Here is a 15,012-nt window from a genome sequence, read left to right on the forward strand (position 1 = left end):
AAGGTCTGATATCACAGCCTCAAGATGACAAACAAAACCCGGTGCCCGACATTTGGAATGAGGGAAGCATGCTGACAGTTCCCTACTACACGGTTGCCAAAACAGCGGATGTCGTTCGACCTGCAACGATCATCCGCGATACCGAGTGGGATCAAGTGAAGAGCCACAGTCTCCCTACCGGTTTCCACTATCTTGTCTATGACGGATGCAGAATTGTTGAGCCGGTCTTATTCTATCTCCATGACAAATGCGTCCGGTCCTCGAGAATTCCCTCGGTAGGAAACACACAAACAGCTTTAACCTATGACCTGTATGAGTGGTTCACATATCTAGGCTTGATTCATAGGGATTGGGACGCTGCTTGTTTCGATGACATCGAACTATATCGCGACAAGCTTTTATGCAGCAAATCACCTAAAACCGGTAAACGATATGCTGTTGCAACAGTACGCCGCAGGCTTGGCACCATCGTTGACTTCTATGAATGGGCGTCCAGACAAGGCTTGATTGAATTTGATGCGAAAGAGTTTTACGAAGAACGTATCAAACCCCGAAATTATGCAATTACCCGGATGGCGCATGTTCAATCCGGCGACAATACGGTCAAAACGAGTAAACTGCTTCCGAGAACCTATAACAGTGAAACGGCTGAGGCATTTTCTCCCGAAGCTCTTCAACGAGTGCTCGCCGAACTTGGTTCGATCCCCGGAGACAAAGCTGATCGTCGTCCATGCAGAGACCGGCTCATTGCCAGCCTTGCTGTCGCCACAGGAATGCGACTTGACGAATGCGCCAACCTCACTCTGTCGCAATACAAGAATCTCAAGAAAGATGGTAGCTACAGCAACGTCGCATTGCCTCTTTACAAAACCAAAGGCCTGAAGCCGCGCACAGTTGTCGTACCGGGCATAATCCATGATGATCTGCGACATTACGTAAAAACAGAACGGGCCCGTGCGGTTCGACGCGCGAAAACATCTGTCGAGGCTCTTTTTGTCAATCACGCCCATGCCAAAAGAAATCCGGGTGAAGCAATGACAGCTCATTCCATCTGGCGCCACTTTCAGCGCGCGGTTCTGAAAGCCGGTCTTGTATGCCCTTCCCATAAAAACGGCACAACCAGCCCCTTAGACAGACCTGAAGCCCTGCACAGCTTTCATCACCTCCGTCATACCTTTGCGGTTACCATGTATTTTGAACTGGTTCGCGCGGGCAAAGCAGAACCCTGGCTCAGCCTGCGAACATTGCTTGGCCATAGTCACATAACGACAACAATCAATACATATTTGCGGAGTGTACAAATTCGGGAAGCACTCATGACAGATACCCTGAATACGTATCTCAAGGCCCTACGCGATGGCTAGAAAGCGCATGGACAGATCTTTTCTCACGTATCGCCCGGGTGCGGCACCTGCCTTCGACAGGAACAACCTGGCCCGTCCGGAAAAGGAAGAGAGAGAATACGGGGTTATCCAAAAGCTGTCACCTGACGGAAAACTGTGTCAACTCACGCTAAACTGTCCCCGTACCGCAAAATCCAACCGCGGCAGTGCCCAGATCAATGTCAGCGACGATTGGCTGAAAGCCGAACATCTGTCTGTTCCGTTTGCTACGGCCATTTTCTCGCATATTCGCAAGTTTGGTCCCTCTACCCAGGTCAACAAGGTTCAAGCTCTCAATCGCTTCTTTGCTTTTATGTGCGAACAGGGAAAAGCACATTTTAAACTGTCGGATCTGACCACAACTCTTTTTAATGAGTACATTTTCTGGCTCGACACCCAACAGCTTACAAGCAAAACGAAAGCCGGGTTAATCTCCCCACTCCGTGTTGTATTGCACTATCTTAAACAAAATCCACAATATACAAGCGAAGTCCCTGGGGATGCTTATATCCAGCCAAATCCCTGGCCTGGAATAAACGAGCAAATTGCTCATCGACCAATTTTGGCTATCACCGATCTTGTAACGATTGAGCGCGCCTGCATCAAAGAAATGCAGACATCGATGCGCAAATGGGAAGAAGGAAACGACTTTATTAAATCAGGTAGAGAACGCCTGCAGGCGGGTGCTTCACCCACCGAGCATAGACTTGAAACATTGCTGGCAATCATTGAAGACCGCTATGGTGGCTATGTGACGAACAGCAAACAATTCTTTGCTGACGGCGATGGCCGGCGACGACAAATCGAGTTTTTCGGAGGGATCAAGGGTATTGCTCCGTGGCTGTATGCAACAAAGCGCTCTCTGGTCCCGTTTGTCGTGATGATGGCAATCAGGACGGCCTTCAATCCGGAAACCATACTGGCTTTACGAAAATCCGCCCTTCGGGAGAGCTCGTTACTTAAAGGAAGTGCCGAACTGGCGCCGAGATATCGGGTGGTCGGCGGGAAGAAACGCGCGCGAGGCGATCAGGTTCGAACCTATCCTCAGGATAGCACAGAGATTGATAGCCCGATTTCCATTTTCAACAATGTCGGAAAGCTGACCCGTCGCCTCCCAAATGCCGAGCACGATCCCGACCATGATATGCTCTTCATATTTCAGGGCAGAAATTACGGAAGGGCTCATCATTATCTCAATGCAACCTGCACCTTCCCTAACGCACTTTCTGCTTTCAGAAAAGATAATCAACTCCCTGATTTCAGCTTGTCGAACATTCGCCCCACCATCTCGGAGATTGTCAATCAACTGAGTAACGGGGATATCAAGGCACAACAGGCAATTCTCAATCATTGGCACACAGAGACAACGGAAACGCATTATGTGTCGGAAGCGGCCCGGCACCGCAGACGGGAAACATTGGGCAATCTTTTGAACCGACGGGAACGATATATCCGGACATCTGGAAAGTCCGATGACCGTATCAATCTTCCAAACAATACAGGTCGCGCCGCAACGCCGGGGTTTGAATGCACCGACCCCTATGATTCTCCTCTCGCATCCCAGTCCACAGGACAACTCTGCACCGCCTGGGGAGAGTGTCCGCTATGTCCTCGCGCCGCCGTGATCCCCGACAATTCACACGCTTTGGCACAACTGCTTCATCTCCACAATGCCATTGAGAAAGCACGTCACGATTTACCGCCAGGTCGCTGGCTATATTGGTCAACGGTACAAAAGGCCCTGAACAATTGGCTCAGCAAGTTCCCGGCCAAGAGTGTTTGGCATGAGGCCAAAAACATTCAAAGAACCCACGCCATTCTGATCGAATGACATGAACCCTATACAAACCGCTACAGCATATCATCTCATGGCAGCGGAAGATCTGCGGGAAACGAGGATCAACCGCCATTCCCGCTGGTCTGATGACAGATGGTTCTTCGACAATCTGACGCCAGGTCACGACGCTGCAGCCAGCACCATACGCTGGGATTTCATCATGCCGGACGGCAGTAAATTCGTTGATCCTAAATGGGCGATATTGCTCGACGCGCATCGTCGACTGGTCTGGTCATTGATTGTCGACCCAAGACAGCGACATAGATACAAGCCGGGCTCAATGGGCAAGCTCTCCCGGCGGGTTCATTATCTTGCCCGCTGGATGGGCAAATCCGGCTACGCTCATTTCGGCGCGCTTGATACCAACGCATTCGCCCAATATCTTGATGACCTGCTGATTGATAAACGCGATAAAGCCAATCTCAATGCCCTGTATCTTATGGAACATCTCGCATTACCTGTTTCTTTGGGATATCAGGCCCCTGTTCTGGCAAAAGCCGGAATTCCTGTACCGGGCAGCGCCCCCTGGCATGGCATGACGGCGTTCGAGGTCGCGAAACAGCTGGCAGGCAGGGAACAGGGATCCGTCCCGCCCGTCCCGGACCCCATATTTTTACACATAATGACCAGTGCCTTGCGCATGCTTGATGAAGCAGAGGATATCATTTTACAGGCTCGGCATTTCGCGGACACCAAAGACCTGCTGGTTGCCGAAAAATATGCACCAGACAGGCAGCATTTACGGGATCGCATCAACTCTCTGACTGACGCGTGCCTGATCCTCATCCAGGGATTGACGGGTATCAGAGTGAGTGAATTGCTGGGACTGCAAGCCTCTGATACGCCACTGGCACAAAATACCTTGCCCGATTGCATAAAAATTGAACCGTCGGCCAGCGGTCTTCATGAGATATTTTATCTTTCCGGTCATATCTACAAGACGACGAAAACGCCTCGCCCGGTCACCTGGGTCACCGGACTGCGCCCGGTCGGGAGTGATCACCTTCCTGTTCCGGTCAAGGCAATATCTGTCATCGAAAGGTTGTACGCCCCCTGGCGCACTCGAAGAAACATCAACGAACTGATTGTCGGTTTTAGCCGAACAAAAAGCCTGACCAAAGATGTGAAAGCCCATACTTTAAGTTGGGTCAATCGCTGCCAGAGAAGGTTCTTTGTCAGAAGCGGTGTTAAGGATTGGACTGTTACTTCTCATCAATGGCGCAAATCCTTCGCCCAATATGTCATCCGAAGCGACAGCTGCATGCTCCCGGTGCTTCGGGAGCATTTCAAACACATCAGTATGGCGATGACGGAACAGGGATATATAAATGCGGATCCAGAACTGAAACAGATCCTTGATGATGCTGCGGTTCAGTCAACGGTCTCTCTCATTGGCGAAATGATTGCCGGCAGAAAAAACGTCTCGGGGGCCCTCAGTGGAAAACTGAAAGAGACTGCGAATCAACTCGGAAAATCTCTGGACAACCGTCCCGAAGATGACCGCCCACGCGATATTGAAGAACTGGTTCGTACCTCGGGTATACGGGCACATGATATTCGCTGGGGAAAGACATCCCTCGGAACCTGCCTGTTTCGACAGGGAACCGGGAATTGTACCATCGGTTGCTCTGCCCGATGGGTGATCAGTGCGCCGCTATGGTCGGCCGCACGCCCGGATTTATGTTGGGAATGTCAAAACCTTGTCCTTGACGAGACTCATTTGCCCTTCTGGAAAGACCGCCGGGCCAAATTGCAAGATGATCTGAAAACGGCAACAACCAATGATGACTTTGCTCTCGCACAACTCTGCAAACAACGCCTCGAACAATGTATTATGGTGCTAAACAAGCTTGAAACCACCGAAGCTGCAGCTGCAGAAAACAACAATCCCGGGTAATGAAACCATGTCACCCACATCTGTTGAAGCCGCATTCATGATGGCGATTGATCGGCTCCTCGCGCGTCATGCTCTGAAAGCCAATTCCAGCAATACACCCAAAATCAACAAAAGTATGGTTGCGCGCGAAGCCGGGCATAGCCGGACAACACTGTACAAATATCCCAAAGTGCTTGAGAGACTGAAATCATTTGAGGCAACAGCAAAATCATCAAAACAAAATGAGATCATGAGTCTGCGTCAGGAAATCGCCAAATTAAAACAGGAAACCGGGACGGCGAGAGACCTGATGGCAGCAATGCTGCTTCAAATGCGCGAGATGGAACGACAAACGGCTTCAAGAATTCGCCAGGCAGTACGTATGACACAAGCAGAAGGTTCTGATACGTAATGGGCCTTCCACGACACAGGAAGACTCTTAACAAGCCTTTTACATCAATCGTGGTGTCTACGCCAAGCCTCTCCTAATGCACATGTCTCCCATCTTCCATAAATCATCCCACTTACGACAGATCACTTCCGCAGATCAGCAGAGAGGCGCCTCCCCAAGTTCATGCCTTTGCCCAGTCTGCCAGATTGACAAATAGCCCGAACCAGATTGACCATAGGCCAAGGGCGACGAAAACAAAGCCGGTCAACCAGCGGCGCGGACGCATCCAGTCTGCAAGTCCGACAAGAAGCGAAGTAAGTTGCGGCACGACCGAAAACGGTACCAATGGAAGTGACAACGACAGCGCAAAGACCGCCATCAGAATGAAACCCTTTGCGGCGGAGCCTGTTGCGGTTGCGGCCCCCATCAGGCCGAAAAGGATCGGCGCGGCGCAGGCGGGAATATTCAGGCCAAACGCAACGCCCTGAACCCATGGGTTTTTCGTGATCCGCCATCCGACTGGCGCAATCCGGATACGCCGCCGAAACCGTCCCCCTGCACCGAACAGGAAGACAATTCCGATGACCATATAGAGTGCCCCAAAGATCAGCCATGCCCCGGTCTGAACCCCGATCATGCGTTGTCCCAGCATGACGATCACGCCGCCGAAACCGCCCATGACCAGAAGGCGTGCGAGCATGAATGCAGCTAGAGCCCCAACCCGCATGCGCAGTGAACGGTCACACTGGCTGTTGAGAAACAGCATATGCGCGCCAATCGTGCAGGGCTCGATAAATCCCAAAAATCCCAAGCCCAGCGCAAGAAAGATCAGGTTGAACAGGTCCGGTGTCACGTTTGTAAATTCCTTATCATCGTCGCATGGTGTTACCCGGCACAACAGGACAGTCTGGCGACATCTCTCGCAAAGCCCTGAGCGGCAAGTTTCAGGCCCTCGACTGTGGTCAGATAGGGAAAAATCGTGTCGCCAAGTTCTTGGGCGGTCATCCCAAACCGTATGGCCAGCGCCATTGTCTGAATGCTGTCACAGCCCTCGGGTGCCAGTATCTGAGCGCCCAGCAAGCGGTCAGTTGCTTCATCTGCAATGAGTTTTATCAAACCGCGTGTATCACGGGCGGCAAGTGATCTGGGCACCAGATCAAGCGGCACGACAGATGTCTTGACCACAAAGCCCCGTTTCTGTGCCTGAACCTCGGAGAGACCTACGCCAGCAACTTGTGGATCAGTGAAGACAACCCAGGGCATCGTTGTGTTGTCATATGTCTGTTCGTCACGGTTATAGGCATTTATTGCCGCAAGTTTGGCGCCATAAGCTGCCATATAAACGAACTGGTCGCGCCCGGTCACATCGCCCGCAGCATATACATCAGGACGCGTCGTCCGCATGTACGCGTCCACAACAATTCCGCCATTCGAATTTACTTCAATTCCGGCCGTTTCGAGGCCTAATCCGTTTGTATTCGGCTTACGGCCTGTCGTTACCAGGATATGTTCAGCAAAAAGAACCTCGGCCTGGCCATCAACGTTAATGGTCAGTTCCGTTTTATCATTCTTCCGTTCAACCCTCTCGTAGGTGAGGCCCGTGCGAACGGATACCCCTTCATTCCTTAACTCCTGAGTGAGCGATGCAGCAATTTCCGGTTCTGCTTCGGGAAGAAGCCGTGACCGTGTCACCAGCGTAACCGAGCTGCCGAGCCGTGCAAACATCTGAGCCAGTTCACAACCGATATATCCGCCGCCAATCACGAGAAGTGATCGTGGCTGCTGATCAAGTTCAAGTGCCGTTGTACTGGTCAGACAGGGGACATTCTCAATGCCTGGAATATCGGGAAATGACGGGGATGTGCCGGTTGCAATGATTGTCTTTCTTGCAACAAGCTTTTTGCCGTCAAGCAGAAGACCGGTGTCATTAAATATAACGTCCCCTTCGAGATAATCGATACCATCATATTCGGGCAGCAGATCGATATATTTCTTCTGACGCAAACCGGAAACCAGATCCTCTTTAGCCTTGATCAGGGACTGCCAGTCAGCGACATGAGCGTTTCCGGAGAGGCCGGGAAAACGCGCAGCGGCCCCCGCACCATGCACGGCCTCTGCGGCACGGATCATGGTTTTGGAGGGAACACACCCGACATTGACGCATGTGCCGCCAATCATTCCCTTGCCGATAAGTGCGACCCTTGCGCCCTGTTCAGCGGCCGTAATCGCCGCCGAAAAACCGGCCGAACCCGCGCCGATGACAGCAAGGTCATATTCCTGTTTGTCGGTCGAACAACAATTGTTCATATTATTTTCCTTTCCGGGTGGTTGGTTGTGTATCGGTCTCGCAGCAAGCGCGCGCACGGGCTCGTTGTCGGTAGCCGTACAGTGCCAGGGCAATGAACAGGAGTAATCCGGGTATGAGGACATAGTCTATCCAGCCCAGCCATGCCGAGAGTCCAAGGGCCCCGAACGAGACAACAAGGATTGGTGTGAAACAGCAGATCACAGCAAAAATTGTTCCGACGATCCCGGTTTTGAAAATGGTGTTGCCACGCATTATTTAATCCCGCGCCTTGGCCGGATAACCGGCATTTGTCGAAGCGATCCCGATGGTTTCCACATTGGCGACTGACGGGTCGAAGGTGACAGTTGCGGTTTTTTTATCGAAGTTGACGTCTACGGCCTCTACGCCGGTGACGGCTTCCATCGCGGTTTTGACCGTCACCGGACACAGGGCGCAGGTCATGTTTTCGATGTCGAAAACGGTTGTTTGTTCATCCTGCGCTGTGGCGCTGGCAGCAAGCGCCGCAGTTGGGAGGTAGCCTCCCGGATATATGACAGCCAGTCCCAGGGCAAATGCCCCGGCCAGAATAATGCCTGTTCGTTTCATCTCGATTTCTCCTAATAGAACAGCGGTGCCCACCAGTTGATTGTCAGGGCCAATCCCACCAGCACGGTTGAGAACCACAGGGCGGCTTTGGTGATCAGTGCGGATTCCGGACGGGCGCAGTAAGACCCGTCGTCACAAGCTGGCTTGGTCTTGAAATAGACCTGCCAGAACCCCAGCCCGATAAATATCAGAGCCACCGTCGCGAAGAGTGGTTTGTAAGGTTCAAGAGCCGTCAGATTGCCGATCCAGGCCCCCGACACCCCCAGCATCAGAAGCAGGAGTGGTGCGACACAGCAGGCGGATGCAAGAATGGCTCCGACCACTCCACCAGTTGCAAGCAGACCTCTTTTTGTCTGCTTCCCGTCATCCGACAACAGGTCGTCCGATTTGATATCGTTCATGTGATTTACCTCGAATTCGATTCGCAGTTAAGATACAGTCTGTAGCTGCTACAGATTAAAGAAGGTTTTGATCACATGGACGATCACAATTCCGGGAGGCGACTAAAGCGAGCAGAATTGTCGAAGGTGACAGGCTGTCATCTTGAAACGATCCGCTATTATGAAAAGACCGGCATGATGCCCGATCCGCGGCGCAGCAAAACGGGTTACAGGCTGTATGACGAAACACATGTTTCCCGGTTGCGGTTTATCCTGCGCGCCCGTGATCTGGGTTTTTCGATTGAAGATATCCGGGGGTTGCTGACTCTTATAGATGGTCAGTTGCAAACATGTTCGGAGGTCAAACAGCGTACGGAAAGCCATCTTGCTGACGTGCGCACAAAAATTGATGACCTGAAACGGATCGAACAGGTTTTGGCGGAAACGGCAGCTCAATGTTCAGGAAAAGATGTGCCTGAGTGCCCTGTTCTGGAAGCCTTGTTCCACGTTTGAAGTAGTAGCTTGTGAGTTCGGCTTCATCAAAAGGACAAAGAGGCCAGTTATCAATTTTTTACAACATTGTCAGCATGCCAACAAATGAAGTAAATTTCAATTATTCCCAAATCCTTGAGCTAAATATCAACAAAAACTTATGATGGAATGCCAGATTACAAAAAAGGATACGCCCCAAGTAATATATAAAATAGGAAGTATTTAGCAAGATAAACCAAAAAAGTTTCTGTTTATATAATTAAATCGGCAAGAGTAAAATATTGGTTTTTCGGTTTGTTCCACAGTAAAACCCCTCTACCTCTTATGCGTCTCTTTATCATTGATCCCAGAAAGAACGCCACATTCCTCTACATCCCGTCCATCTTTGCAACTTTCTCTTAGTGAAACGAGTTGTATTTCTAGCGCTTGTAGAGTGGCAATCTGTGATTGCACATGAGATATGTGATCATCAAGTAAAACGTTGACCGCATTACAAGGCTGATGAGGCTCATCCTGATGCTGCTGTAGTTCGGAAATCTCCGCCAGAGATAGACCCAGAATTCTGCAGCGACGGATAAATCTCAACCGTTGACCATGCTTTTTTTGGTATAGACGCGGTAGCCGTTTTCTCTCCGCCCTACCGACGGCAATAGGCCCTGCTGTTCATAGAAGCGGATTGTTTGTGTGTCGATCTCTACTAACCGTGCCAACTGACCAATGCGCATTTGTCCTCTCCACCCTATTGACCTTATAGTTACTATATAGTTTTGAATGGTAACACTGTAATTTAAAGTGGAACCATGTCATGAGTATATTCTGTGATAGCCTTTCTGGTAGTGATGCACCTCCGCCATCGAATACCGATGAACCGAACGCCTTCGAAGCATCAGAGCAATGGATCAGTATTTATGCAGTGCCAAAAATGGACTGCCCGTCAGAAGAACGAATAATCCGCCTCGCCCTGAATGGCCTTAAGGAGATTCAGACCTTGTCCTTCGACTTGTCGAACCACCAGTTGGAGGTCGTACACAATGGCGAAGTTGCCGCTATCACTACAAAGTTGGAGACCTTGGGGCTAGGCGCTACGCTTCAGGAAAGCACCGCAGCCGATCCAGAGACCATCAAGACCGCCGAAGCCTCAACTACCTCTATCAAACAAGAAGCAGGCACCCTGCGCTGGTTGCTTGGCATCAATGCACTCCTATTTCTAATAGAAATGATTTCCGGCCTGGCAGCCCAGTCCACTGGCCTAATTAGTGAGTCTCTTGATAATTTCGCAGATGCGGCGGTATACGGGCTCGCCCTTTATGCTGTTGGGCATAGCATAAGAATGCAGGTGCGTGCCGCGCATCTTGCTGGTGTTCTGCAGCTAATTCTGGCTGTTGGAGCACTAGCGGAGGTGGTGAGACGCTTTGTATTTGGCAGTGAGCCTGAATCGTTGGTGATGATGGCTATCGCATTCGTCGCATTGATTGCCAATGCCAGTTGTCTGCTGCTCATATCCAAACATCGGGAGGGCGGGGCGCACATGAAGGCAAGCTGGATATTCTCGGCCAATGACGTGGTGATCAATCTGGGGGTCATCACCGCCGGCGTTTTGGTCGCGTGGACCGGGTCCAATTATCCGGACCTGATCATCGGCACCATCGCCGGGGTCATTGTACTGAACGGCGCCAAACGCATTCTGGCTATCAAGGGTTAAGAGCAGTGTCCGTTGCGGGCAAAAATCGCTCACGGCATGACCTATTGCCCATTTCTGGCGTACTTCCTGCGTCGGATCAGGCGATAAAATGTCTGGGGCAACAATCAATGGCCTATGGCGAGTCTGTTTCTGTACCCCGTTCTTTAATTGGGTGCAGACATGGAACACCTGTGCTGCATTCAGTTGCCAATTGAGAAAACCACCAACTCTTCTTCACACGAATCAAGCCGTGCCATGTGAAACTCGGTTTGCTGAAAGATGAAGGATACTTTGAAATGTTAATTCAAGTGTTCCAATTGACCTTACCACCCCAGCTATCAATTATTGTGATGCTGTGAGCTTGCCGTCAAATCACGATACGCATCCATCAATGGACGATCCACGGTGTCATGTTCCGTTCGCTCCTGATCAAGCTTTTCAAGGGCTCTTAGCATAAATTCGGCAATATCAAGCCTTTCGCAGCTGCAGGCATGTTTGAAAGCATGCAAAACTACATACTCCAATTGTTCATCACTTGAGGTCGTCATTTAATCGCTCCTTAATCCGGTATTGGGTAAGAGAGGTTCTTGCCGAGAAGAACTTCTCCTACCGGTACTTTGACGCACTCACGATCTAATAGAACTTTTCAGTTCTTTCTCAATCCAATCACGCGATCACAACATACGCATTACCGGCACAATTTTACGGAGCCGCAATGCATTTGTTAAAACAAAGACCGAAGACAACGCCATTGCGCCTGCTGCGAGAACAGGAGTGAGCAGAATTCCAGAGAAAGGATAAAGCAGACCTGCAGCAACAGGGATAAGTGCGGTGTTATAGCCAAAAGCCCAAAACAGATTTTGCTGAATGTTTCGCATCGTCCGGTTGGATACTTCAAAGGCATTGATGACGCCGCCAAGATCGCCAGACATCAGAACAATATCTGCCGACTCAATTGCCACGTCAGTGCCTGTGCCTATCGCGATCCCAACATCGGCATGAGCGAGAGCAGGTGCGTCATTAATACCGTCACCAACAAATGCAATCTTCCGCCCCTCTCCACGAAGATCATTCAAGGCCGCAACCTTGCCGTCTGGCAACACTCCAGCAACTACATGATCAATTCCAGTTTCCTCTGCAATTACCTGTGCAGTCTCAAGACTGTCACCTGTTATCATTGCGACTTTCAGGTCAAGGCTGTGAAGCGCTTTTATCACGTCCCTGCTTGAAGGCTTTACAGGATCTGACACTCCGATAACAGCAGCAACCTGTCCGTCAATTGCTGCGTACAATGCTGTTCGCCCGTTTCGTGAGAGCTTTTGAACAACTGCAGGAAAATCTTTGAGATCAATCTGTTCTCGTCGCATCAGGCGTTCAGTTCCAACTAGGACAGTTGCATCATCAACCTTTGCTCGGACGCCGTAACCAGTGAATGAGGTGAAATCTGTAACTGGTTGGTCTGCGTCAATATTCTCACGGCGCGCCGTAGATACGATTGCGTTGGCAATCGGGTGTTCCGATCTGGCTTCAACAGCAGCTACATACCTTAAAACTTCAAGTTTTGTGAAGCCTTGAGCAACCACAAAATCGGTTACCTCTGGCCGCCCTTCCGTCAAAGTACCAGTCTTGTCGAGCGCAACGATCTGAACGGAACGAAGTTCCTGAAGTGCGTCTCCCTTGCGAAACAAAATACCCATTTCAGCTGCACGACCTGTTCCAACCATGATGGAGGTTGGTGTGGCTAACCCCATTGCGCAAGGACAGGCTATTATTAGAACAGAAACACCTGCCACCAACGCCATTGTAACGGCTGGCTCAGGACCGAACAAAAACCATGCCAAGACACTTAGTGCAGAAAAAAACATGACTGCAGGTACAAACCATTGAGTTACGCGATCAACCAGACTCTGAATGGGAAGTTTGGTGGATTGGGCTTCTTCAACCATCCGAATTATTTGCGATAATGTTGTGTCTTCACCAACACGAGTTGCGCGAAAACTGAAGCCTCCTGCACCATTCACGGTTCCTCCTGTGACTTTTGAATCAGCTTGTTTGGCAACAGGAATTGGCTCGCCCGTTATCATGCTCTCGTCAATATGACTGTTTCCCTCAACAATTACACCATCAACCGGGATTCGTTCACCCGGGCGCACTATAATAACATCGCCAACTTGAAGGTCATCAACAGGAACAATGACGCTTTCGCCATCGCGTTGTACTCGTGCTTCTATAACTTGAAGTCCCAGAAGTTTTTGGATCGCCGCTCCAGTCCTCCCCTTTGCACGGGCTTCCAGAAAACGGCCAAGCAGGATGAGAACAATGATGACTGCTGCGGCTTCGAAATATACTGCGCGAACTTCCACAGGTATAAGTTCAGGAAGAAATGTGGAAACGGTAGAGAATATATAAGCCGCTCCCGTTCCGAGTGCGACCAGACTGTTCATATCTGGAGAACCTTTCAGAAGAGAAGGGACACCTCTGATGAAGAAGTATCTGCCCGGCCCGGCAAGAATTGCTGTTGTTAAGATAAATTGCAGCGTCCAGTAAGTTTGCTGCCCGATCGTGCTTTCGATAACATTAGCAAGTTCCGGGATGATATGACCGCCCATTTCGGTCAGAAAAATAGGCAGAGTTAGCAAAGCAGCCCAAAGCGTACGGTAGGCTATTTCACGCGCAACCTGTTTATTCTTGATAGAACTGTCCGTTGTTTCTTTGATCTCAGATGGATAACCGGAAGCAGTCAGTTGGGAGGACAATTCAGTCGGAGAGACAACATTCTGTAGGAATTTCACCGCTACAGTCTCAGCTGGAAGGTTGACGGCTACGTCTATTACGCCGGTGACTTGGCCAAGCGACTTTGAGATGCGATTAACACAAGAGGCGCATGACATTGAATTCACACTTAGAGTTACGTTGCCATATTGGGGGGCATAACCAAGTTTCTGAAGCGCTTGAGCAATCTCGACAAGCCTTTGCGCCTTGTCGACCTTCATTCGGGCTGTCTCATTCGCCTGATTGACCGATACTTCTCCGACACCTTTCATCGCGGATAGAGTTTGCTCGATTCTTGCTACGCAAGAGGAGCAGGTTATGCCATCAAGTTTTATTTGCACGTGATTATGGTTTTGCATCTGAACCTCTGATTGTCTGCTGTTTAAGCAAGCATGAAGGTTCCAGTCACTGGAAGGTCAAGTATTTTGTTCGAAGTGTCTCACACGACGTGTACTTTGCTGTTTTCTTCCAATTTTTCGGCAAAAAATAGCGCGCACAAGTCACTGCTAAGAAAGCCATTAAGTGTTGGAAGGTTCTTCCTGGCCCGTCAACCAATGCGCCCCAAAAGCGGGAATGTTTCCAGCAGCCAGAACGCAAAGGCGGACATATAACCGGTCATCATCGCCGTCCCCATAGCAATCATGATCAAGGCCGCCGCTGCACGGAGATAACGCCCAAAGCGTCCTATGGATTTCAATCTGACAGACAGACTCTCGGTAAGCAGTGCTGCCAAGAGAAACGGCACACCAAGCCCCACGGAATATACGATCAGCAAAGCAATACCATCGCTGACAGTTGCCGACGCGGCGCTGACAGTCAGAATGGCACCGAGAATAGGGCCAATGCAGGGCGTCCACCCGAACGCAAAAGCAAGCCCAAGCACATATGCCGAAGTCACACGCCCACCAGGCAGATCAAGATGAAAGCGTGCTTCTCGCATCATCCACGCCGGACGGAGCGTTCCCAGCATGAACAGCCCGAACAGAATGACAATGCCGCCACCAATCAGATTCATCTCGAACCGGTACCCGAGCAGGACCTGACCAAGTGCTGTTGCACTGGCCCCCAGAAGGACGAAAACCGTGGTGAAGCCCAAAACGAAACACAGGCTGAAACCAAGAGATGACAATCGACCAACTCGGATTGCCTCCGTTCTGGTCGAAAGAGAGGCACCACCCGCGATATAGGAGATATATCCGGGAACCAGAGGCAGCACGCATGGCGAGAGAAACGATATGAGGCCTGCGGCGAACGCGCTTATTATGCCGATATTGGAAAGTTCAGGCATTAATCTGTATTCCGTAAAAT

The 15,012-nt window shown here is 50.5% G+C and carries 14 protein-coding genes and 2 pseudogenes; 7 read left to right on the plus strand and 9 right to left on the minus strand.

What is annotated here, in order from left to right; translation table 11 throughout:
* Positions 1–68 precede the first annotated feature (68 nt).
* Genes P8T57_RS02265 through P8T57_RS02280 form a run of 4 tightly spaced genes read left to right on the plus strand, consistent with a single transcriptional unit; the run spans position 69 to position 5,507 of the window.
* Positions 69–1,364 (plus strand): tyrosine-type recombinase/integrase, encoded by a 1,296-nt coding sequence (locus P8T57_RS02265; protein WP_063093908.1) that lies wholly within the window; start codon positions 69–71, stop codon positions 1,362–1,364.
* Positions 1,365–1,371: 7 nt separating this feature from the next.
* Positions 1,372–3,213: a phage integrase SAM-like domain-containing protein gene (locus tag P8T57_RS02270; protein WP_341364457.1), complete on the plus strand. Its 1,842-nt coding sequence runs from the start codon at positions 1,372–1,374 to the stop codon at positions 3,211–3,213.
* A 37-nt stretch (positions 3,214–3,250) separates the two neighbouring features.
* A complete protein-coding gene (locus tag P8T57_RS02275; protein ID WP_157097758.1) occupies positions 3,251–5,116 on the plus strand; it encodes a hypothetical protein in 1,866 nt (621 codons plus the stop codon).
* Between the two features lie 7 nt (positions 5,117–5,123).
* Entirely contained in the window at positions 5,124–5,507 is a 384-nt protein-coding gene (locus P8T57_RS02280; protein ID WP_063093914.1) for a hypothetical protein, read from the plus strand.
* A gap of 160 nt (positions 5,508–5,667) precedes the next feature.
* On the opposite strand, the gene P8T57_RS02285 is transcribed toward P8T57_RS02280, so the two are convergent.
* Genes P8T57_RS02285 through P8T57_RS02305 form a run of 5 tightly spaced genes read right to left on the minus strand, consistent with a single transcriptional unit; the run spans position 5,668 to position 8,780 of the window.
* On the minus strand, positions 5,668–6,339 hold the full coding sequence (locus P8T57_RS02285; protein ID WP_063093916.1) for a cytochrome c biogenesis protein CcdA: 672 nt from the start codon (positions 6,337–6,339) through the stop codon (positions 5,668–5,670).
* A 32-nt stretch (positions 6,340–6,371) separates the two neighbouring features.
* Entirely contained in the window at positions 6,372–7,793 is a 1,422-nt protein-coding gene (merA, locus tag P8T57_RS02290) for a mercury(II) reductase (RefSeq protein WP_063093918.1), read from the minus strand.
* Between the two features lies 1 nt (position 7,794).
* Positions 7,795–8,046: a mercury resistance system transport protein MerF gene (gene merF, locus P8T57_RS02295; protein WP_063093920.1), complete on the minus strand. Its 252-nt coding sequence runs from the start codon at positions 8,044–8,046 to the stop codon at positions 7,795–7,797.
* A gap of 3 nt (positions 8,047–8,049) precedes the next feature.
* Complete coding sequence (locus tag P8T57_RS02300; protein WP_341364458.1) at positions 8,050–8,412, minus strand: cation transporter; 363 nt, start codon at positions 8,410–8,412, stop codon at positions 8,050–8,052.
* Entirely contained in the window at positions 8,391–8,780 is a 390-nt protein-coding gene (locus P8T57_RS02305; RefSeq protein ID WP_062956566.1) for a mercuric transporter MerT family protein, read from the minus strand. Before P8T57_RS02305 ends, P8T57_RS02300 begins: the two co-directional genes overlap by 22 nt.
* Before the next feature lie 75 nt (positions 8,781–8,855).
* Here P8T57_RS02305 and P8T57_RS02310 point away from each other — a divergent pair, with 75 nt between their 5' ends.
* On the plus strand, positions 8,856–9,272 hold the full coding sequence (locus P8T57_RS02310) for a helix-turn-helix domain-containing protein (RefSeq protein WP_062956567.1): 417 nt from the start codon (positions 8,856–8,858) through the stop codon (positions 9,270–9,272).
* A gap of 294 nt (positions 9,273–9,566) precedes the next feature.
* Here P8T57_RS02310 and cadR read toward each other — a convergent pair.
* Positions 9,567–9,976 (minus strand): annotated as a pseudogene (gene cadR / locus P8T57_RS02315) (Cd(II)/Pb(II)-responsive transcriptional regulator).
* An 80-nt stretch (positions 9,977–10,056) separates the two neighbouring features.
* Here cadR and P8T57_RS02320 point away from each other — a divergent pair.
* On the plus strand, positions 10,057–10,953 hold the full coding sequence (locus P8T57_RS02320; protein ID WP_062956568.1) for a cation transporter: 897 nt from the start codon (positions 10,057–10,059) through the stop codon (positions 10,951–10,953).
* A 5-nt stretch (positions 10,954–10,958) separates the two neighbouring features.
* Positions 10,959–11,137 (plus strand): annotated as a pseudogene (locus tag P8T57_RS02325) (signal peptidase II); the annotation flags it as partial.
* 133 nt (positions 11,138–11,270) lie between these two features.
* Here P8T57_RS02325 and P8T57_RS02330 read toward each other — a convergent pair.
* The 3 genes from P8T57_RS02330 to P8T57_RS02340 all read right to left on the minus strand — a co-directional run bounded on the left by P8T57_RS02330 (position 11,271) and on the right by P8T57_RS02340 (position 14,992).
* Positions 11,271–11,480, minus strand: coding sequence for a hypothetical protein (locus P8T57_RS02330; RefSeq protein WP_062956569.1), 210 nt, complete (start codon positions 11,478–11,480; stop codon positions 11,271–11,273).
* 126 nt (positions 11,481–11,606) lie between these two features.
* Positions 11,607–14,063: a heavy metal translocating P-type ATPase gene (locus P8T57_RS02335; RefSeq protein ID WP_063093927.1), complete on the minus strand. Its 2,457-nt coding sequence runs from the start codon at positions 14,061–14,063 to the stop codon at positions 11,607–11,609.
* Between the two features lie 188 nt (positions 14,064–14,251).
* A complete protein-coding gene (locus tag P8T57_RS02340) occupies positions 14,252–14,992 on the minus strand; it encodes a cytochrome c biogenesis protein CcdA (protein ID WP_063093929.1) in 741 nt (246 codons plus the stop codon).
* Positions 14,993–15,012 lie beyond the last annotated feature (20 nt).

Origin of the sequence: Thalassospira sp. SN3W (assembly GCF_038070535.1) — a bacterium.
GTDB lineage: Bacteria > Pseudomonadota > Alphaproteobacteria > Rhodospirillales > Thalassospiraceae > Thalassospira > Thalassospira xiamenensis.

Excerpts from the sequence above, each read along its gene's own strand:
- P8T57_RS02265 (WP_063093908.1), top strand. The coding sequence starts at position 69 with ATGCTGACAGTTCCCTACTACACGGTTGCCAAAACAGCGGATGTCGTT.
- P8T57_RS02270 (WP_341364457.1), top strand. The coding sequence starts at position 1,372 with ATGGACAGATCTTTTCTCACGTATCGCCCGGGTGCGGCACCTGCCTTC.
- P8T57_RS02275 (WP_157097758.1), top strand. The coding sequence starts at position 3,251 with ATGGCAGCGGAAGATCTGCGGGAAACGAGGATCAACCGCCATTCCCGC.
- P8T57_RS02280 (WP_063093914.1), top strand. The coding sequence starts at position 5,124 with ATGTCACCCACATCTGTTGAAGCCGCATTCATGATGGCGATTGATCGG.
- merA (WP_063093918.1), bottom strand. The coding sequence starts at position 7,793 with ATGAACAATTGTTGTTCGACCGACAAACAGGAATATGACCTTGCTGTC.
- merF (WP_063093920.1), bottom strand. The coding sequence starts at position 8,046 with ATGCGTGGCAACACCATTTTCAAAACCGGGATCGTCGGAACAATTTTT.
- P8T57_RS02305 (WP_062956566.1), bottom strand. The coding sequence starts at position 8,780 with ATGAACGATATCAAATCGGACGACCTGTTGTCGGATGACGGGAAGCAG.
- P8T57_RS02310 (WP_062956567.1), top strand. The coding sequence starts at position 8,856 with ATGGACGATCACAATTCCGGGAGGCGACTAAAGCGAGCAGAATTGTCG.
- P8T57_RS02320 (WP_062956568.1), top strand. The coding sequence starts at position 10,057 with ATGAGTATATTCTGTGATAGCCTTTCTGGTAGTGATGCACCTCCGCCA.
- P8T57_RS02330 (WP_062956569.1), bottom strand. The coding sequence starts at position 11,480 with ATGACGACCTCAAGTGATGAACAATTGGAGTATGTAGTTTTGCATGCT.
- P8T57_RS02335 (WP_063093927.1), bottom strand. The coding sequence starts at position 14,063 with ATGCAAAACCATAATCACGTGCAAATAAAACTTGATGGCATAACCTGC.
- P8T57_RS02340 (WP_063093929.1), bottom strand. The coding sequence starts at position 14,992 with ATGCCTGAACTTTCCAATATCGGCATAATAAGCGCGTTCGCCGCAGGC.